The organism is Polynucleobacter sp. AP-Reno-20A-A9 (assembly GCF_018882085.1).
Classification (GTDB): Bacteria; Pseudomonadota; Gammaproteobacteria; order Burkholderiales; family Burkholderiaceae; genus Polynucleobacter.
Genome location: NZ_JACVPB010000008.1, coordinates 41,732 through 61,145 on the forward strand (window position 1 = coordinate 41,732; position 19,414 = coordinate 61,145).

20 protein-coding genes and 1 tRNA gene are annotated in these 19,414 nt (G+C 46.4%); 15 read left to right on the plus strand and 6 right to left on the minus strand.

Annotated features, from left to right (window positions below):
• Nucleotides 1–8: 8 nt before the first annotated feature.
• Complete coding sequence (locus tag ICN39_RS08215; RefSeq protein ID WP_216233569.1) at nt 9–1,358, plus strand: aspartate aminotransferase family protein; 1,350 nt, start codon at nt 9–11, stop codon at nt 1,356–1,358.
• A gap of 13 nt (nt 1,359–1,371) precedes the next feature.
• Here ICN39_RS08215 and ICN39_RS08220 read toward each other — a convergent pair whose 3' ends face one another.
• Both ICN39_RS08220 and ICN39_RS08225 read right to left on the minus strand, forming a co-directional pair.
• On the minus strand, nt 1,372–2,100 hold the full coding sequence (locus tag ICN39_RS08220) for an LrgB family protein (RefSeq protein WP_216233570.1): 729 nt from the start codon (nt 2,098–2,100) through the stop codon (nt 1,372–1,374).
• Nucleotides 2,093–2,440 carry a CidA/LrgA family protein gene (locus ICN39_RS08225; protein WP_216233571.1) on the minus strand — a complete coding sequence of 116 codons (348 nt, stop codon included), beginning with the start codon at nt 2,438–2,440 and terminating at the stop codon, nt 2,093–2,095. The genes ICN39_RS08220 and ICN39_RS08225 overlap by 8 nt, the downstream gene beginning before the upstream one ends.
• Before the next feature lie 218 nt (nt 2,441–2,658).
• Between ICN39_RS08225 and ICN39_RS08230 the strand changes: the two genes are divergently transcribed.
• The 12 genes from ICN39_RS08230 (at nt 2,659) to soxA (ending at nt 13,432) form a co-directional block, all read left to right on the plus strand.
• Nucleotides 2,659–3,810 (plus strand): branched-chain amino acid ABC transporter substrate-binding protein, encoded by a 1,152-nt coding sequence (locus ICN39_RS08230; protein WP_216233572.1) that lies wholly within the window; start codon nt 2,659–2,661, stop codon nt 3,808–3,810.
• A 31-nt stretch (nt 3,811–3,841) separates the two neighbouring features.
• A complete protein-coding gene (locus tag ICN39_RS08235) occupies nt 3,842–4,774 on the plus strand; it encodes a branched-chain amino acid ABC transporter permease (RefSeq protein ID WP_216233573.1) in 933 nt (310 codons plus the stop codon).
• A 2-nt stretch (nt 4,775–4,776) separates the two neighbouring features.
• Nucleotides 4,777–5,919 (plus strand): branched-chain amino acid ABC transporter permease, encoded by a 1,143-nt coding sequence (locus tag ICN39_RS08240; protein ID WP_216233574.1) that lies wholly within the window; start codon nt 4,777–4,779, stop codon nt 5,917–5,919.
• Nucleotides 5,916–6,710: an ABC transporter ATP-binding protein gene (locus ICN39_RS08245; protein ID WP_216233575.1), complete on the plus strand. Its 795-nt coding sequence runs from the start codon at nt 5,916–5,918 to the stop codon at nt 6,708–6,710. Before ICN39_RS08240 ends, ICN39_RS08245 begins: the two co-directional genes overlap by 4 nt.
• Nucleotides 6,711–6,712: 2 nt before the next feature.
• Nucleotides 6,713–7,420: an ABC transporter ATP-binding protein gene (locus tag ICN39_RS08250; RefSeq protein ID WP_072583534.1), complete on the plus strand. Its 708-nt coding sequence runs from the start codon at nt 6,713–6,715 to the stop codon at nt 7,418–7,420.
• Between the two features lie 6 nt (nt 7,421–7,426).
• The gene (locus tag ICN39_RS08255; protein ID WP_216233576.1) at nt 7,427–8,572 is read left to right on the plus strand and encodes a M20 family metallopeptidase; all 1,146 of its coding nucleotides are present in this window, start codon (nt 7,427–7,429) and stop codon (nt 8,570–8,572) included.
• Between the two features lie 122 nt (nt 8,573–8,694).
• Nucleotides 8,695–9,144, plus strand: coding sequence for a (2Fe-2S)-binding protein (locus tag ICN39_RS08260; RefSeq protein ID WP_216233577.1), 450 nt, complete (start codon nt 8,695–8,697; stop codon nt 9,142–9,144).
• Nucleotides 9,145–9,154: 10 nt separating this feature from the next.
• Nucleotides 9,155–11,371, plus strand: a complete 2,217-nt coding sequence (locus tag ICN39_RS08265) for a xanthine dehydrogenase family protein molybdopterin-binding subunit (protein ID WP_216233578.1) — start codon at nt 9,155–9,157, stop codon at nt 11,369–11,371.
• A gap of 27 nt (nt 11,372–11,398) precedes the next feature.
• Nucleotides 11,399–11,839: a sulfur oxidation c-type cytochrome SoxX gene (gene soxX, locus ICN39_RS08270; protein WP_216233579.1), complete on the plus strand. Its 441-nt coding sequence runs from the start codon at nt 11,399–11,401 to the stop codon at nt 11,837–11,839.
• 11 nt (nt 11,840–11,850) lie between these two features.
• Nucleotides 11,851–12,327: a SoxY-related AACIE arm protein gene (locus ICN39_RS08275; RefSeq protein ID WP_216233580.1), complete on the plus strand. Its 477-nt coding sequence runs from the start codon at nt 11,851–11,853 to the stop codon at nt 12,325–12,327.
• Nucleotides 12,324–12,653, plus strand: a complete 330-nt coding sequence (locus ICN39_RS08280; protein WP_216233581.1) for a thiosulfate oxidation carrier complex protein SoxZ — start codon at nt 12,324–12,326, stop codon at nt 12,651–12,653. The genes ICN39_RS08275 and ICN39_RS08280 overlap by 4 nt, the downstream gene beginning before the upstream one ends.
• Nucleotides 12,650–13,432 (plus strand): sulfur oxidation c-type cytochrome SoxA, encoded by a 783-nt coding sequence (soxA, locus tag ICN39_RS08285; RefSeq protein WP_370623715.1) that lies wholly within the window; start codon nt 12,650–12,652, stop codon nt 13,430–13,432. The genes ICN39_RS08280 and soxA overlap by 4 nt, the downstream gene beginning before the upstream one ends.
• Before the next feature lie 17 nt (nt 13,433–13,449).
• Here the strand turns inward: soxA and purU are convergent, their stop codons facing one another.
• The 4 genes from purU to ICN39_RS08305 form a co-directional block, all read right to left on the minus strand.
• On the minus strand, nt 13,450–14,304 hold the full coding sequence (gene purU / locus ICN39_RS08290; protein ID WP_216233583.1) for a formyltetrahydrofolate deformylase: 855 nt from the start codon (nt 14,302–14,304) through the stop codon (nt 13,450–13,452).
• Nucleotides 14,305–14,379: 75 nt separating this feature from the next.
• Nucleotides 14,380–14,763 carry a hypothetical protein gene (locus ICN39_RS08295; protein ID WP_216233584.1) on the minus strand — a complete coding sequence of 128 codons (384 nt, stop codon included), beginning with the start codon at nt 14,761–14,763 and terminating at the stop codon, nt 14,380–14,382.
• Nucleotides 14,741–15,145: a surface-adhesin E family protein gene (locus ICN39_RS08300; protein ID WP_216233585.1), complete on the minus strand. Its 405-nt coding sequence runs from the start codon at nt 15,143–15,145 to the stop codon at nt 14,741–14,743. Before ICN39_RS08300 ends, ICN39_RS08295 begins: the two co-directional genes overlap by 23 nt.
• An 84-nt stretch (nt 15,146–15,229) precedes the next feature.
• A complete protein-coding gene (locus ICN39_RS08305) occupies nt 15,230–17,650 on the minus strand; it encodes a penicillin acylase family protein (protein ID WP_255532396.1) in 2,421 nt (806 codons plus the stop codon).
• Between the two features lie 174 nt (nt 17,651–17,824).
• Here ICN39_RS08305 and ICN39_RS08310 point away from each other — a divergent pair.
• Together ICN39_RS08310 and ICN39_RS08315 are read left to right on the plus strand one after the other, a co-directional pair.
• Nucleotides 17,825–17,913 (plus strand) — tRNA-Leu (locus tag ICN39_RS08310).
• A 91-nt stretch (nt 17,914–18,004) separates the two neighbouring features.
• A complete protein-coding gene (locus ICN39_RS08315; protein WP_216233587.1) occupies nt 18,005–19,330 on the plus strand; it encodes a tyrosine-type recombinase/integrase in 1,326 nt (441 codons plus the stop codon).
• Nucleotides 19,331–19,414 lie beyond the last annotated feature (84 nt).

Sequence of the window (19,414 nt, forward strand, 5' to 3'; positions counted from 1 at the left end):
AGAGACGCATGACAACATTGAATAAAACAACTGGCGGGATTGATATGTCAGCTTATTGGCTGCCCTTCACACCTAACCGCTACTTCCAGCATCATCCGAAGATCATGCAGTCAGCCAAGGGAGCTTACTACTTTGATGATCAGGGTCGTAAGCTTTTTGATGGTTTATCTGGGCTGTGGTGCTCCCCATTGGGGCATGCTGATCCACGTATTGGTGCAGCCATTCAAAAACAGTTTGAAACCATGGATTATTGCCCTGCGTTTCAGATGGCCAGCGAAACTACCTTTAGCTTGGCTAGTCGAATTGCGAAGATGGCGCCAGAGGGGTTGGATAAAGTATTTTTCACCAATTCCGGTTCCGAGGCAGTTGATACCGCATTGAAAATTGCGATTGGTTATCACCGAGTGATGGGCAATGCATCTCGTATTCGGCTGATTGGTCGAGATCGCGCTTATCACGGTGTTGGTATTGCAGGTATATCCGTAGGCGGCATGGTCGCCAATCGCAAAATGTTTGCCAGCATGATGATGCCCGGTGTAGATCATTTGCCGCATACGTTAAATCTTTCGCAGATGGCTTTCTCAAGAGGGCAGCCAAAGTGGGGCGCTCATTTGGCGGAAGAGTTGGAAAAGATTGTTGCTCTTCATGATGCCAATACGATTGCCGCTGTGATCATGGAGCCTGTGCAGGGATCAACTGGAGTCATAGTGCCGCCTGATGGTTACTTACAAAAGATTCGTGAGATTTGTACAAAGCACGGTATTTTGCTGATCTTTGATGAGGTGATTACCGGCTTTGGTCGTTTGGGCGCAAACTTCGGCGCCGATCGATTTGGTGTCACTCCAGACATGATTACCTTTGCCAAGGGAATTACTAACGGCGTAATTCCCTTGGGTGGCGTGATTGTGCGTGGAGATATTTACGACAACATCATTGCCAATGGTGGTCAAGAGCAGGCTATTGAATTCTTCCATGGCTACACCTATTCGGGCCATCCGATTCCAGCAGCTGCTGGCCACGCAGTACTCGATATCTTTGAGTCTGATGATTTAGTTAATCGGGCTAAAGCGCTTGAGCCAGTTCTTGAGAGTGGATTGCATGCATTAAAAGGCAAGTCAGGTATTTTGGATATCCGTAACTTTGGGTTATCAGGCGCTGTTGAGCTTGACCCCGTTCCTGGAAAGCCTGGTCTGCGCGCTATGAAAGTGCTGGAAGCTTGTATTGAGAGAGGCACGCTTGTTAGGGTAGCGGGCGATGCGATCGCCGTAGGGCCTCCGTTTATCTCAAAACCAGAAGAGCTGGAATTTATGTGTAGCGCTTTAGGTGATGCTATTGATGTAGCTATGCAAATTAAATAAGTAAATTAAATAATCACTTATTAAACAGGTGATAAATGATAGGAATGGCAACGGCACTCACCACGCCGTTCATTCCCATCGCTAAGCTGGCGTATGTTCCCGCTTCAGGGTGAATGCTAAACGCACGTGATGTGCCGATGCCATGAGCGCCAATACCAATAGCAAAACCTCTTTGCCACCATGCTTTCATACCCAATGCATTCAAAACAAAGGGCGCCAAAATAGCCCCGAGTATTCCGGTGCTGACTGCAAAGATGGCCGTTAGAGTGGGTGAGACCCCAATCCGCTCGGCAATGCCCATAGCAATTGGAGCAGTGACTGATTTGGGATACATGGCCCCAGTGATGCTCGCATCCGCTCCAAGCATAGTGGCAATACCTACGGCACTAATAATTGATACTAGTCCGCCCGTGCATAGCGAAGCTATTAGAGGGAGTGATCTGCCTTTAAGACTGTTTAACCCTCTATAGATGGGGATGGCTAAAGATACTGTCGCAGAACCTAATAAGAAGTGAATAAATTGCGCGCCTTCAAAATAAGTGGAGTAGGGCATTTCAATAAATTGAATCGTGCTTGCCACAATCAGGATGGCAATAGCTACTGGATTGGCTAGCGGGTTCTGATGACTGGCTTTATAGATGCTGAGTCCAATTTGATAAGCCGCCAGGGTGATGAATAAGGCAAAAAGCGGGCTACCCGATAAGTAAACCCAAATCTCGACGATGGAGTGCTTTTCACTCATGAGATTCTTTCTTGCTTAATAAACGTGCGACAAACGCACTAGAGGCAATGGTGAGAATTACGCTACCAATGAGGGCGCTAATAATGGCTAATGCATTTGCCTTGAGTTGGGGCAAGAAAAGTACCACGCCAACAGCTGCAGGAACAAACAGTAAGCCAAGGTACTGACTAAAGCCATCGCCCACCATAGCTAAGTCAGAATTAATCCCTTTGCGTAAAACAAGCCACAGCACCAAGAGAACCAATCCAATGACTGGGCCTGGTAGCGTCGGCAAAAGGAACTTTGAAACAAGTTCGCCAAGACTTTGAAAGAGGAGGATTTGTACGAGGCCAAAAATCATGTATCTATCTTACCGCCTGCGTGAATATGGTGCCCTTATAGCTATCTCAGTGCCAAAGGCACCAAAGAAGGAGTTTTACTGAGGTTTCACCATAACTTCCCGAGTTAAATTTACCTTGTGCGGGGATACTCTGATGATCCCAGTCAATATTTTGTATGTAAAACCTTGCTACACTGGTTTGAAAATAGCAGTTCATATTAATAAACAGGAGATTCAACATGAAGTCACTCGTATCTGGCTTGCTTCTTGCTTTGTGTTCCAGCCTTTCTTTTTCTGTATCGGCTAAAGACACGGTCAAGATTGCCTATATTGGGCCGTTGACCGGAGGTGTTTCTGCAAATGGTATTGGTGGTCGTAACTCTGCTGATCTAGCGGTGCGTATGAAAAACCAAGACCCTAATGCAAAATATAAGTATGAATTGGTTACTGCCGATGATGAGTGCAAGCCTAACGTAGGCGTACAAGTTGCTACCAAAATAGCGTCAGACAGCTCCATTATTGCTGGTGTAACCCATTACTGCTCAGCAGTGGCAATGAGTACTGTTGATGTTTATCATAAGTTTGGTTTGCCAGTCATGGTGTGGGGCGCTGTTCTCCCTGAAATCACTTATGGTAATGACTACAAAGAAATTCATCGCGTTAACGGCACGATGATCAATCAAAATGAAGTGGCCGCTAAATTCTTAACTGGTTTAGGCTACAAGAAGTGGGTCATCATTCATGACACTACCGATTACGGCAAAGGTCACAACAAGTATTTCACCCAGTTCCTTACCAAAAATGGCGGCCAGATCTTGGGCACCTTTGGCGTAACTGCTGACCAGCAAGACTTCACTGCTGAGTTAACCAAAATTAAGCAGCTGAATCCTGAGGTGGTTTACTTTGGCGGTCTCACACCTATTGGTATTCGTATCCGCACACAAATGGATCGCTTGGGCATTAAGGCAGTATTCGAAGGTACTTCCGGCATCAAGTCTGATGCTTATATCGAGGGCTTAGGTAAATTGTCTGAGGGCTCTTTGTCTTTTATCGAAGGCGCACCTTGGGAAAAACTTCCTGGCGGTCTTGAGTTTATTGCCAAGTATTCACAGCAGAAATATCCAGATGCACCTGAAGCCTACGGCCCTTTTGCTTATACCGCCACTAACTTGATCATGGCTGCAATTGAAAAGGCTGGCCCTAATCGTAAGAAGGTGATGGAAGTCTTAAACAACACCCAAAACGTAGAAACGATTATTGGCAAAGTGAGCTTTGATGATCATCGTCAAAATATCGTTCCTTTGATCTCTAAGTATGTTGCACAAGATGGCAAATGGGTTCTCTGGGAAGATAGTCTCTATGCTAAAAAGCAGCGCAAGTTAGGGCAGTAATTGAAATCGTAGTAGAAGAGGGTAATTTTGCATGTCATTTGATATTTTTTTGCAGTACCTGCTCAATGGTTTGATGTTGGGTGTCATTTATGCAATCGTGGCGGTTGGATTTACCCTCTACTTCGGTGTTTTGGATGTTATTAAGTTCTCTCACGGTGACATCCTTATGGTGGGGGCCTTTGCTGGCCTCACCGCCTATATTGGTATAGCTGAGACGTTTACCTCTCCTTGGCTACAGCTTTTGGTGTTAATAGTAGTAAGTCTGGCTGTTGCAGCCTTTCTTGGTGCAGTCATTGCACGCTATCTCATTCTGCCTTTGCAGAAAGCGCCCCCAATCAATACTCTATTAGTGACTTTGATGTTGGGTCTCGCACTACGCGAAATGGTTCGTTTGTTTTATCCCAATGGATCCAACCCAAAACCTTTCCCAAAATTATTGCCAGTAGATGGCATCGCTCTGGGTGAGTTTACTCTGCGCTCTGACAGCCTCATCTTGCTTATTACTGGAGTGTTAACCATTGTTGCTGTCCAACGCCTCATTACCAAGAGCAAAATTGGTTTAGCTATTCGGGCGGTTGCGCAAGATAGTGAAACAGCGCGCATTATGGGCATTAACTTTCACCGTATTGTGTTGATTACTTTCATGCTGGGGTCAGCTTTAGCTGCGCTCGCCGGCTTAATGAATGGTCTGTATTACAACGAAGTCAACTTCAGTATGGGTTTATTGCTAGGTGTGATCGGCTTCTCGGCTGCGGTAGTAGGTGGGTTAGGAAATTTCTATGGCGCGATTGTGGGGGGATTCTTATTTGCGGGACTCCAAACCATTGGCGCTGTTTTATTGCCAGCCATCATGCCGAGCGTTCCCAGCGCGTACAAAGACGTTTTTGCATTTGCAGTAATCATCATCATCATGGGATTAAAGCCAACAGGCTTAATTTCTGAAAAATCCAGCGAGCGAGTTTAAGTATGAAGTTATTAATATCTACCTTCATTGCCTGCCTGGTCTACAGCATTCTGTTGCTTGGATCTGAAAACCAGTTAGAAGTTGGCGCTCTCGTAATCCTCGCATTTGTAACCAGTTTGGTTGGTAAAAAATTAGGTTTGATGGATAAGCTTGCGATTGCCGTAAGAGAGCATCCACAGTTTCCTGCTTACGCTTCGATTGCAGGTGTGCTCATAACCATGCTGGTGTTCCACAATTCACACTTCGCGCTATTGATGCTCGCTACAGTGCTGATCTATTCCATTGTTTGCCTGGGTTTAAATATTCAATTTGGATATGTCGGTATTGTGAACTTTGCAGGCGCCGCATTTTTTGGTATCGGTAGCTATACCGCAGCAATCCTAGCTACGCATACCGCAATCCCACATTTGCTGGTTCTATTTATTGCCGCGGGTTTCTCTGCCTTGATTGGTTGCATATTGATCTACCCAGTGTTGAGAACGCGCGGGCACTATGCGGCCTTAGTCACCATTGCTTTTGGTATCTTGTTTCGTAACTTCTTAGAGGTGAACGATACCTTGGGTGGTCCACAGGGTCTGAAGATCCCTCCGCTCACTATTTTTGGCTGGAATTTATCGGATGGTTTGGACATTGGTGGTTTTGAGCTGTCATTTTACATTCCATATCTCCTGATCGCATTGATTCTGCTGATAGCTAGCTTCAGAATTACCCGCAATCTAGAGCGCTCATGGATTGGCTTAAGTATGGATATGGTTCGCACCGATGAAATTGCAGCTTCTACTTTTGGTGTGAATATTGCGCACTGGAAGGTAGTTGCATTTACATTGGGTAACTTCATTGCTGGTATGGCGGGAGCGCTCTATGGAATGATGACTGCCTACGTTGCCCCTAATAACTTTACCTTTGCCGACTCTTTAATTTTGGTGTCGATTGTGATTTTGGGTGGTATTGGTAACCCATGGGGAATCATTCCTGCGGCAGCTATTGTGGTGATTCTTCCTGAGAAGCTTCAATTCATTCAGGAATATCGTTTCTTGCTATATGCCATTGTGGTGATCTTGATCTTGCTATTCCGTCCTGATGGTTTATTGCCAAGGCGGATTCGTGAGTATTTCCCGGGTAACAAAGCGGGGGGTGAGAAATGAATTCATTGACATCACCTAAGAAGCAGATTCTGGTTGCAGAAAAACTCACCATGCGTTTTGGTGGCGTGACAGCATTAGATTCATTGGATCTTCATGTGAATGAAGGCGAGGTATTAGGTTTGCTGGGCCCCAATGGCTCGGGTAAAACTACTTTCTTTAACGTGATTACCGGTTTGTATCGGGCAAGCTCAGGAAGTGTTTCATTCCGCGGTGAGGATTTGACTGATGCCACTGCTCAGCAAGTGTATTTGCATGCGATTACTCGCACCTTTCAGCGCTCACGCTTATCTTTGCCGCTGACTGTCTTTGACAACATCGCCATTGGTGATAACCGTCGATTAAATACTGGGCTTTTCTTTAATTTGTTTCAAAGAGAGAAATTCAAGCAAGAATACGATGGCCTAGTTGAGCAGGTAAGGCAATTGCTCCTTACCTTTAATCCTAAGTTAGCAGACAAAATATTTGAGCCAGTGGCAAGCTTGCCAATGATTGATCGTCGCCGTATTGAAATCTGCAGAGCCTTAATTAGTCAACCCGATTTACTCCTTTTAGATGAGCCTTCAGCTGGCATGACTCATGATGAGACTGCTGAAGTCATGGATGATATTTTGCAAGTACGCAGCAAGATTAAGCCATTCACCATTATTCTGATTGAGCATGAAATGGGTTTGATTCAACGGATGACTGAGCGTTGTATTGTTCTGAACTATGGCAAGAAGATTGCTGAGGGCACTTACGATGAGATTGTGAATAATCGCGAAGTGCAAGTCGCTTATTTGGGGCAGGAATAATCATGGCCTTATTAGAGATTGAACACATCTATACCGCTTACGATCGGATTGATGTATTAGAGGATGTATCCATCAAAGTCGAGAAGGGTGAAATCACCTGCATTCTAGGTGCCAATGGGGCTGGTAAATCCACTTTAATTCGCTCCATCCTAGGGTTGACTCCAGCTAATCGTGGAAAAATTATTTTTAATGGCGTGGATATCGCCCATTTGCCAACACATCGCATTATTGAGGCGGGGATTGCATGCGTTCCAGAAGGACGTCGCGTGTTTCCACGTATGACGGTGGATGAAAATCTATCCGCCGGAGCTTATTTGGTGACCGACAAAAAGGTCATTGAAGAGCGTCGTGAGCATGTAAAGCATTTATTTCCGCGCCTTGCAGAGCGCTCTAATCAGCTGGCAGGTACCATGTCCGGTGGTGAACAGGCGATGCTGGCTATTAGTCGTAGCTTAATGAGTTCTCCGGAGTTGCTCATATTCGATGAGCCCTCATTGGGTTTATCTCCTTTATTCGTAAAAGAAAACTTTAAGATCATTAAAGAAATCAATCAAATGGGAACTACAGTCTTGTTGGTTGAGCAGAATGTTCGACAAACCTTGGCAATTGCCCATCGTGGGTATGTCATTACCAAAGGTCAAGTGGTAGCCAAGGGAAGTGCTGCTGAATTGGCTGAGAATGCCGAAGTGCAAGCAGCTTATTTTGGGTAACTGAAGATGACTAATTGCATTCCTGATCCAATTGAATTAACTCAAGAGCTCATTCGCTTCAATACGATTAATCCCCCGGGCAATGAAGATCAAGTTTGCAACTATTTAGCCGGGCTTTTAGAGTCCGTTGGCTATGAATGTCGCAAGATTGAATTTGCTCCGCATCGAATGAGCTTGGTCGCCAAGATTGGCGCCTGTTCCGAACAAAAACCAAGCATTTGTTTTACTGGGCATGTAGACGTTGTCCCTTTGGGTGCTCGTACTTGGAAATATGAACCCTTTGCCGGCGTTATAGAGAATGGCAAGCTCTATGGTCGCGGCTCTAGCGATATGAAGAGTGGCGTAGCTGCCTTTGTTGTTGCGGCTATGAAAATGGCTGACTCCGCAAAGCAGGGTGCTGGTGTCAGCATGATCATTACGGCAGGAGAAGAGACGGGCTGCGAAGGCGCATTTCATTTAGCGGCCAATCAGGAGATATTGGATTTTCTGGGCCCTGCTGGTTGCTTTATTGTGGCCGAGCCAACAGCCAATGAGCCCTTGCTAGGTCATAAAGGGGCCTACTGGTTGAAAGCCTCTACCGATGGTGTTACCGCGCATGGCTCGATGCCTGAGCGTGGAGATAATGCGTTTTATAAGCTGGCTAAGGCCGCATTAACTCTAGAAAAATTTGCTTTCGATACTCCTGTACATGAGTTGATGGGTCAGGGCACCCTCAATGTAGGGACCGCTAAATCGGGCATCAATATCAACTCGGTTCCTGATGCAGCTGAAATGACGCTGGATATTCGTACGGTTGCAGGGCAAAGCCATCAACATATTTACGGCTGCTTATGTAAGGCGCTAGGTCCTGCTGTTCGTCTGGATACCATTATTGATATTGCAGGGGTGTTCACGCCTGCTACAGATCCCTGGATGGCAAGTGTGTTTGATTTTTGTGAAAAGATTAATGGGGTTCGCCCAGTTGAGAAAACCGTGTCTTACTTTACCGATGCATCAGCATTAAAGCCCGCTATCGGCAATCCACCTACGGTAATCCTGGGGCCAGGCCAGTCAGAGATGGCCCATCAAACTGACGAATTTTGTTATGTCGACAAAATTACAGACGCAACCGTATTATTTTCAGAATTAATTCTCGATTGGCAGGCGAACTAGTTACTCGCCCGTGGTAAATGTTGCATTGCAATATATTAATTCTTAGTTAATATAAGCACACGATAAAAAGGGGTAAGAAAGTTACCCCTGAAACCAAATAAAGAATTTATAGGAGAGCACTCATGACTGAATTGAATGTCAATGGCAAAAAATACAAGGTGGACGTAGATCCAGAAACCCCATTACTTTGGGTAATCCGCGAACAGGTCGGCTTAACCGGCACTAAGTATGGATGTGGAGTGGGTCAATGTGGTGCATGCACAGTGTTATTTGAAGGTCAGGCCATCCGTAGTTGCTCTATTCCTGTAGGCGCTGCTGAAGGTAAAAAAATTGAGACGATTGAAAGTCTAGAGAAGAGTGGTCAGCTATCCAAAGTTCAAAAAGCGTGGGTAGACAACCAAGTGCCTCAGTGTGGTTACTGCCAGTCCGGCATGGTGATGGCAACAACGGCCCTATTAAGAAACAATCCAAAGCCCACTGATGCGCAAATTGATGAGTCCATAACGAACATCTGCCGCTGTGGGACATTCCAGCAAGTTCGCGCAGCGATTCATGCGGCTAGCAAGGCTTAAGGGGAAAGACATGACTACAAATACAAATACTTCCCGTCGCCACTTTGTTATTGGCTCTAGTGCAATTGCCACTGGCTTAGCCATTGGCCTCGATCTTTCTTTTATGTCTGCTGCAAATGCAGCCATGGGCACTGGCACCACCGCCATGACGCCATTAGCTACCCCAGAAATTGGTATCTGGGTTGTAGTTAAGCCAAATGATGATGTTGTTGTGCGTATTGTCCGCTCAGAAATGGGTCAAGGCACTATTACTGGCTTAGCTCAGATGGTTGCGGAAGAATTGCAATGTGATTGGAAAAAAGTTTCTTATGACTATCCATCACCTGGTGAGAATTTAAAGCGTAAGCTGGCATGGGGTAGCTACTCCACTGGTGGTAGTCGCGGTATTCGTACTTCTGAGCAATATGTGCGTAAAGGCGGAGCTGCTGCGCGCATGATGTTGATTCAGGCTGCAGCAAATCAATGGAATGTGCCCGCTTCTGAATGCGTAGCAAAAGATAGCGTGATTACTCATACCCCATCTGGCAAAAAGACAACCTTCGGTAAAGTGTCTGTAGCGGCATCACAGTTGGAGGTGCCAAAAGACGTGCCATTGAAGGATCCTAAAGAGTGGACCTTGATTGGTAAGCCCGTCAATCGTATCGACGGCGTTTCTGACAAGGTGACTGGTCGACAGGTCTACGCAATTGACTTGAAGATGCCAGGCATGTTGGTGGCGAACATTAAAGAGTCTCCAGTGTTTGGTGGCAAGGTCAAGAGCTACGACGCAGCTAAAGCGCAAAGTATGAAAGGCGTTAAGAAGGTAGTTCAGGTAGGTGACTCAGCGGTAGCGGTTGTTGCAGAGACCTTCTGGCAAGCTAAAACCGCTTTAGACCAAGTGAATATCGTTTGGGATAGTGGTGATAACGTCAATGTATCCAGTGCTTCTATTAAGAAGATGTTGGAAGAGGGCTTGAACGCTGATGATGCCTTTGTTCACAATACCAATGGTGATGTCAAAGCAGCCATGTCTGGCGCTTCTAAGAAATTAGAAGCTACTTATTTCTACCCATTCTTAAATCATGCCACTCTGGAGCCGCAAACAGCGACTGCCAAGTGGACTACTGACTCTTGTGAAGCTTGGGTTCCAACTCAAGACGGTGAAGCTTCGTTAGCAGCGGTAATTGCTGCATCTGGACTTCCTGCAGAGAAATGTAATGTCTACAAGGTAAACCTTGGCGGTGGATTTGGTCGCCGCGGAGCCTTCCAGGATTACACAACACAAGCGGTCAATATTGCCAAGCAAATGCCGGGCACTCCTATCAAGCTGATTTGGACTCGTGAAGAGGATATGACACAAGGTCGCTACCATCCGGTCATGATGTGCAAGATGTCTGCCGCAATAGATGATAAGAAAAATGTGACAGCGGTCAATATGCGCCTATCAGGTCAGTCTATCTTGGCTGCAGTGCGTCCAGCTGTAGTCGCTGCGAACAAGGGTAAAGATCCGTTGGCATTCCAAGGGGTGGAGCCTACTGGTGAGCATGGCATTACTTATAGCTTCCCAAATTTAAATATCGATCATGCAATGCGTAACACCCATGTGCCACCTGGATTTTGGCGTGGTGTGAACGTAAACCAAAATGCGATCTTTATTGAAACCTTTATGGATGAGTTGGCTGAAGCAACTGGTATGGATGCTGTAGAGTTCCGTCGCAAGCATATGGAAAATTTCCCACGTGCAGTAGCAGTGCTCAATGCGGTAGCTGATGGCATTGGTTGGACTAAGCCAGCCAAACCAGGTGTTTACCGTGGCATTGCGCAAATGCGTTCCTTTGGTAGTTACGTAGCAGCAGCTTGTGAGTTATCGGTAACTAACGGCAATGAAGTGAAGATTCATCGTATTGTTGCCGCTACTGATCCAGGCTATGCAGTAAACCCTGCGCAAATTGCACGTCAAGTATCTGGTTCATTTGTCTACGGTCTCTCCGCTTTATTCGAGGAGGAAATCACGATTGAAAAGGGTGCTGTTGTTCAGAAGAACTTTGATACCTTTAATTCCATCCGCCTATCTCAAATGCCAAAAGTGGAAACCATCATCATTCAGGGTGGCGGCAAAGACTGGGGTGGTGTAGGTGAGCCAACGATTGCTGTAGCTGCACCAGCTGTTCTCAATGCCATTTATCGTGCCACAGGCAAACGCTTGCGCACTGTGCCTTTGAAAAACAGCGGCATCAAGCTGGTTTAAGTATTAGCTCACAGTGAAATTGTGTCGATGAGAAAGAGGGTTGCGCTAGCGTTTTCATGGCTAGTCATCCTCAATCTCAATGTTGTGCACGCTCAAGTAATAACGGGGGATTCGATTTTCGAATCCCTTTCTTCTGAGGCGGGCAATCCGGTGCGTGGTAGAGCGATTGTGGCAAGTCGCCAAACTGGCTTGTGTTTGTTATGTCATAGTGGCCCGTTTCCAGAAGAGCGTTTTCAGGGAAACTTAGCTCCTGAGCTCAAGGCGAGCGTAGCCCGCTTAAATGCTCCTCAACTAAGGGCGCGCATCGTGAATGCAGCACATTTCAATCCACAAACCATCATGCCGGCTTACTATCAAACAAGCCATCTCAATCGCGTGGCCGCTAAATTTGTTGGTCAAACCATGCTGAATGGCCAAGAGATCGAAGACGTAATTGCTTTCTTAATAACTTTGAATAATCAAAATTAATTGAACTCTAGATGAAAAACCTTACTCACCATCATCGCCGACAATGGCTTAAGCAAGCGCAAGGTCTTGGGCTACTAGCCTTTGGCTTTTTAGCAAATCCCTTAGTAGCCTTTGCTAAAAATGAGGATGCGGAAGAGGCTATTAAAAAGATTGTTGGTGGCGCCGCCATTCGGGAGGGTAAGGTTACCTTAACTATTCCTCCGCTGGTGGAGAACGGCAATCTAGTGGTCTTGAAGGTCAGCGTTGATAGCCCTATGACAGCAAATGATTACGTCAAGACCATACATGTGATTGCCGAGGGCAATCCTTTGCCTAATATCTTTACTGTTTACCTTACTCCACGTTCGGGCACTGCAAACATTACGACGCGTGTCCGTTTGGCTGATAGCCAGAAGGTATGGGCTATTGCGCAGATGAGTAATGGCAGTTTTTGGCAAGGCTCTGCTGAAACTTTGGTAACCCTTTCAGCGTGTACGGAGATGGTATGAGTAAAACTTCCCGTACCTCTATCACGATGCCAACGACGGCCAAAAAAGATTCCATTATTGAGATTCGTGCAATTGCGCAACATGACATGGAGTCAGGTTTTCGCTATACCGAGGGCGGCAAGCTCATTCCCCGCGATATCATTCGTACCTTTACCTGCACCTACAACACTGTGGAAGTGTTTAAAGCGGATTTCTATTCAGGAATAGGGGCCAATCCCTTGATCATCTTTACCGCGATCGCTGTGGAGTCCGGAACCCTCGAGTTCAGATGGGTTGGGGACGATGGCTACGAGGCGGTAAACCAGTCTCATATTACTGTTTCGTGAAAAAACAGACATCTCTTTTTCTGAGTGGTCTTTATCTCACGCTTGCTAGCCTCATATGCATGGGCGTGGCTAAAGCAGTGCCGCTATTACAGCAATCGAGTTATGAATTAATGTCTGCCGAGAACAAAGCGATGCAAGATGATCCCTCGCTCAATCCAGCAATGTTTTGGGTTGGTGACGGTGAAAGTTTATGGCAAAAAAAGGTCGGCCCACAGAGTAAATCTTGTAGCGCCTGTCATGGTGATGCAAAAAAATCCATGCGCGGTGTAGCTACGCAATACCCTAAAGTAATCAAAGGCAAACTTCAGACGTTAGAGGGGCAAATTAATCAGTGTCGAGTTGGCGCTCAATCAGTTCCTGCCTTGGCTTACGAGACCAAAGACCTCCTCGCTTTAACGGCCTTTATAGCGTTTCAGTCTAAAGGAATGCCAATTACAGTTAGTGAAAATTCTGCTAACGCACCTTTCATGAAAAAAGGCAGGCAGACCTTTAATGAGCGTATGGGGCAGCTGAATTTATCTTGTGCGCAATGTCATGAGGATAGGTCAGGTCTAAAGCTTGGTGGCAGCCCAATACCTCAAGGGCATCCCAATGCCTATCCCATCTATCGCTTAGAGTGGCAAACCTTGGGTTCATTGCAAAGACGTTTGCGCAATTGCATGAGTGGAGTTAGAGCGCAACAATTTGAGTATGGCTCGCCAGAGATGGCGCAGTTAGAGTTGTTTTTGATGTGGCGAGCTAGAGGCCTACCCCTAGAATCTCCAGGGGTGAGGCCTTAGCAAAGGTCTTTCCTCGGTTAATCAGAAAAGACTACTGAAGTCGCTCCATTAATAAGAACGCGATCGTGTAGGTAGTAACGTAAAGCTCTTGAGAGAACGGCGCGCTCTAAATCTCGACCCTTGCGTACTAAATCATCTGGTGTATCGCCATGGGTAACTCGAGTCACGTCTTGCTCAATGATTGGGCCTTCATCCAAATCGCTGGTCACAAAATGGGCGGTAGCGCCAATCAGCTTGATGCCGCGCGCATGCGCTTGGTGGTAAGGCTTAGCACCCTTAAAGCTTGGCAGGAATGAATGGTGTACGTTAATGCAGCGGCCAGATAGCTGAGTCGACAAATCATCCGACAAAATTTGCATATAGCGCGCCAAAATTACCATGTCTACCTTAGACTCCGCAACAATTTCTAGAAGCCTGGCTTCTTGCGCCGGCTTGGTTTCGGGTGTGACTGGTAAATGGTAGAACGGGATATCCGCAAAATCGATGCTGGCATAGACATCGCGAGGATGATTGGAGACGATGCCGCAGATAATCATTGGCAATTCACCAATGCGCCAGCGATAGAGAAGGTCAACCAGGCAGTGATCTAACTTGGAAGCCATGATTAAAACTCGTTTGAGATCTTTTACTGCGCGCAATTCCCATGTGAGCTCAAAACGCTTTGCAATTTCTAAAAAGCCAGCTCTGAGTGAATCTACATTCGCAGGACAGCTAAAGCTGACGCGCATAAAAAAGCGCTTAGAGGCTTTGTCATCAAACTGTTGGGCTTCTTCAATGTCACCGCCCAACTCAAATATGTAAGTAGAGACCGCGGCAACAATACCAGGTTTGTTGGGGCAAGTGAGAGTGAGGTAATAGTTTTCGGTTGTCATATTAAATTGCTAGTGAATTGCTTGTAAAAAGTAATTTTAGTCTGTTATCCCACTGGTTTGGGGTAGCTGGGCTAGTTATTGCTGGGCAGATTGTTTGGTCGTATCCGCGGGCCCTAATAAGGGCTCGCTGTTATCGGTAATGGTGGGTAGGACAACCTCGATGCAGATAGGTTTTGAGTCAATCACATTAAAGAAGCTACATTCCTTTTTGGTGGCAGCGGATGCCGCATGTTCTAAAGGGGATTTGCCTGTTGCTGCAGTAGAGGCAAGACTAGCCGCTGTGCCAGGGTTGGCTATGGCAGCAGTTCCAACGGTGCTGGCAGCTGCTGTTCCAGAGCTACCAAGCGCCGCTAATGGTGCAGCGCAGGCGCTTAACAATCCTAGTGCGCAGATTAGGCCAATCCAGCGGAGAGGGATGAAGCGCAAATACGGAAAATTATTTGCTACGACACGCGACATTAAATACACCTGCAGCCCATGAGCCGTTTGGAATGGCTTCAAAAATGCTATCAGGAGTTTTTTGATCCACAACGACTTTGCCTTTGCCGCGATTACCAGTGAATACCTTGAATTCAATCGGACGATATTTTCCGGAGCTGCAATCGTATTCATTTAAACCAATAATCGAATTCACATTCTCTTTGGTTTGTGGGTCTTGACCAGGTTTTTTAAAGTCCAGCATCGACATGATCTGCGCTAGGTTGCCCTGGGTTTGCAGGGTAGCAGTATCTACGTATACGGTGGATTGATCATTCTTGCCAATATCTTGCCAGGCAGCTACGGCATTCCCGCTTATGAGTAATGCAGCTGAAGTTGCGAGCAGGGTAGTGATAGATTTCATGAGAATTCAGTCCTTAGTCATTGCTTTTGAGGTGTACACGCTATTTTAAACGCCTATGGCACCCAGTACCAATATGGGGGTGGCTTACTTATTAACTAATTCTAGCTGGCGACTAGTCTTTTCGGGCTTCATTTGCAAAGGGAGGTACTCATTATTGGCCCACAATGAGTTCATATTACGATAAAGCTTGCTTTGCACCCACCCAGATTGACCTGTCTGATACACAAACAGTGATTTCTCTAGATCCGCTAAATCATAGACTGTCCGTAAGCTTGGGGCCTGCAGTGTTTCGTAGGGGTTCTCGGACCCTAAAAGCTCAAGGCGTCCCACATTGACTGAAAAGCTATCCCCAGGGAAAGGCGTTTTGATGTTGAACAGGCTTCCGAGTAGCGGCACCTTGCTCAGTGGGCGATGTTCAGAGATGGCGATATGCGCCTTACCCCAGGCCCAAGTCTTGGGATCGTTGCCATATTCTTTGCTTAAGTAATCCAAGGCTTTATCAAGCGCCTTGTTGGATGACTCTTGGCAGGATTCAATCTGCTCGGTTTTGGGATCATCACACCAAGGGCTGTTGGGATTTTTCACTTGCAGAATCAGTGGAGCGCGGTAGTTTCGTGCCCCATAATTTTCAGTAAACATATAACTTAATCTAGAGAAGAGATTACGTGTTAATTGGTCTGCCCAGGCATTGAATAGGAGTGCACCTGCGCTATCCACTTTCATATTGCCGTCAAAACTTTTGCCAACTGCCATTGCTTGTGCACTCAAGGGATGGGAGCTTTGACTGGTCTTGAATAACTCTAATAAAGGCGTTGCCCCAAGCGACAGGGTATCGCCCTGCATGGTTCTCATATCATCAGCAGAGTGAATATTTTTTGATTTGATGAGATCAACAATGCGGTCATAGCGTGTTGGTAAGTCCCAGTCACCCGTTAAAGGATTGGGATCATTGGCCGCAATAACTTTTTGATTGGCTGTCGCTATCCAACCTTGTTCAGGGTTGTTGCTGGAGGGGAGTTGTTCGAAGGGTACATAGCCATTCCAGTCATACTGCCGTTCCCAGCCGGGCGCTGGAGCTACGCCATAGAGACCGTGATGCAGAATTCTTTTGGGAGCTACTCCAGCAGCCTGATAGGCAATATTGCCTTCGGTATCTGCCATTACTACGTTTTGCATTGGAGCGTAATTTTTTCGTAGCGCTTGCTTGAGTTGACCGAGATCAGCTGCGCGATTCATATCCAATAAACCGGCAACGGATTGGTTTTCAACGTCGAGCGCTGTCCAGCGCAAGGCAAGAGCAAAACGATTCGTATCAATCGTGCGCTTGGCTTTTGCATAGGAATCAGAGATGACAGGACCATGTCGAGTTTCTTTAACTAAGAAAGTCAGCGATGGAGATCCTTTGATATCAATAATCTCTTGATGCACTTTGAATGGCAGTGGCCCATCAGGACCTCGATACATACCCGGATTCTTAGAGTCAATTTGCTCAATGTATAAATCTTGAACATCGGGTCCGGTATTGGTAAAACTCCATGCAAACTTATCTGTTCTGCCCAAAACAACCGCAGGTATTCCTGGGAGAGTTCCACCAATCACATTCAAGCCAGGGGCATCCAGATGGGCAAAGTACCAGATGGCAGGAGCTGACAGCCCAAGATGAGGGTCATTAGCTAACAATGGCTTGCCAGAAGTGCTTAGCTTGCCGCTCAAGGCCCAGTTATTGGAGCCGATGCCATCCCTTGCCCCCATTTGATCCAGTTGGCCCAACTCCGTTGCAGGTAAGTTCTGAGGCTTGCTTTCTGCTGGACCAGGAGCAAGATTAAAAACCTTCAACTCTCTATACAGCCTAGAAAAATCCATATTACTGACGGGTTCACCGGCTTCATATGGCGGCACTACCTCCCAAACTTGTTTAGTCGTGAGGTATTGCGATAACTCAAGTCGTTGTAATTCTTTCTGCCAATTTCCGCCCAAGTCATAAGCCATCATGAGCATCCAAGCGACGCTGTCTGTTGGTGACCAATGACCTGGTTTTGAGCCTGTTAAGAAATACTCCACTGGAAGAGCCCAGCCTAATTGTGCATTGCCAGCATTGACGCCGTCGGCATATGCTTGCAATAGCCGCTTGGCGGAAACAGGGTAGCGATCAAATTGACGTTCAGCTGCACGCTTGATGCCTAGCGTACGCACAAAGCGATCAATTTTTACAGTGTCATTACCCAGGATTTCTGAAAGCCGACCGCTAGCAATGCGTCGATTCATTTCCATTTGCCAGGAGCGCTCACTAGCATGAAGGTAGCCTAAGGCAAAGTAGGCATCTGCCTGGCTTTTTGCATTGATATGCGGAATATCAGATGCATCAAAGGTAATGGCAACTGACTCGCCCAGACTTTTAATCGTACGCTTGCCTGAGATATTGGATTGGGCGGAATAAAAATAGGCAAGAGTGACTGCTAAACCAATGATGAGACAGACCCCTATTAGCAATAGGCCAGCCCGCATAAGTTTCCCAAGTCCCGATGATTTTGCCGGTAAATTCATGGATATATTTTAGATGTTTTATCCAGCGCACCCTTGGGTGGCGGGGTAAAAGGGGCTCTAGGTGCTTGTATTGGGCTTGCGTGCTAAAATTTCGCTTGTCTTGATTTATTTAGCACGGCTTTATTGTTGATGCGAGCCCGAGTGGTGAAATCGGTAGACACAGCAGATTTAAAATCTGCCGACTCAAAAAAGTCGTGCCGGTTCGATTCCGGCCTCGGGCACCAAGTTTGATAGCACCACCCTTGCAGCATAATGCTTGGCGGTTACCTCAGAGTTTTCTATTAGATACTTTTTAGATACTTTAGAGGTTAGACTGTGCTTATTCTCCAAACGCAACAATTCACCGTGAAGACTAAATACCTAGTAAATAACAACGGAACACTCATGTTCCAGCGGCGCATCCCTCTGGGGCTGCGTAAGTTCTTTCAGGATAAGCAACATATCCGGATCAAGCTGACGGGCAAGCAGAGTTCTATGGTTGCTGAGGTTATGCGCCACGCTAGGGATACGGATGCAATGTTCAATGACCTGCGCAGTAAGTCTGGTATTGATCGCACTGAGGCCGAGGCCGAGGCTATGCTTGCTTACTACGGGCTGCGGCCCGGTAGCGGTAACGAAAAAGCAAGACCGCTAAACGGCTACGATGAGTACCCACAGCTAATAGACTTCAATGAGTATCTAACCTATCGAAAAGATAGGGGCGCGTTAACGGATGCGGATGAGTTAGCTAGGACGCTTCTTACTAAGCCAATGCCATTGATGCTGTCGAGGTGTTTAGATGTTTACTTTGCCAATCACGCCAAGGGTACCAAGGCTAAATTTAGATCTGATACCCAAAAGCATTTCAAGCATATTTTTGATGTTTGTGGTGATGTTGGGGTGGTTAATCTCACTCGAGCGGATGCGAAGAAGTACATAACTGCACGTTGCGCCAAAGTTTCGACTAACTCGGTTTCCAGAGAGATTAGTACGATTAGGGCCGTCTTGAATGTGGTTATTCGAGAGTTGGAGCTTCGGATTGACAATCCATTCTTATCGTTAGTAATTCCTGATCTCGGAAAAGATGCAAAGGTTAGGGAGCCATTCACAAATGATGAGGTCAAGAAAATCATTGCCGCCTGCTTAGATAGTCCAAATGATCCCAAGGTAATTCTGCTTTTGTGCACTTTAACTGGTGCAAGACTCAGTGAGATTGCGGGCCTTCGGAGGCAAGATGTTGCTCTTGACGGGGACATACCGCATATCGACCTAATTGAATACAACGAGCGGACACTAAAAACAAAAAATAGTAAACGAGCCGTCCCTTTAATGGCGCTGGCGATTGGAGTGTTGAGTGCCCATTTGGCTAGCCACTCTGATGATATGGTTTTTCCGCGCTATAACGACGGCACTGAAGTAAATGGGACTAACGCCTCATCGACGATTGTTGGGTTTATTAAGCGCCTAGGCATTAAAGATAAGACCCTTCACAATGCACGACACACGATGCGCGATTTACTAAGGCATGCAGATATTCCCCCTCATATTATTGATGCAATTGGTGGATGGGGCAGCAATAGTGTGGGCGAGTCATATGGTCGAGGGTACTCATTGAAACAAAAATTAGATGCCTTGAATGCTGCCTTGGCACCAGTTTTGTAAATGAAGCTCATCGGCTATTTTTTGCTGCTATGTGGAGCTCTAGTTATTCAAGATTCGGGTGCTTTTTTCACTGGACTTACATTC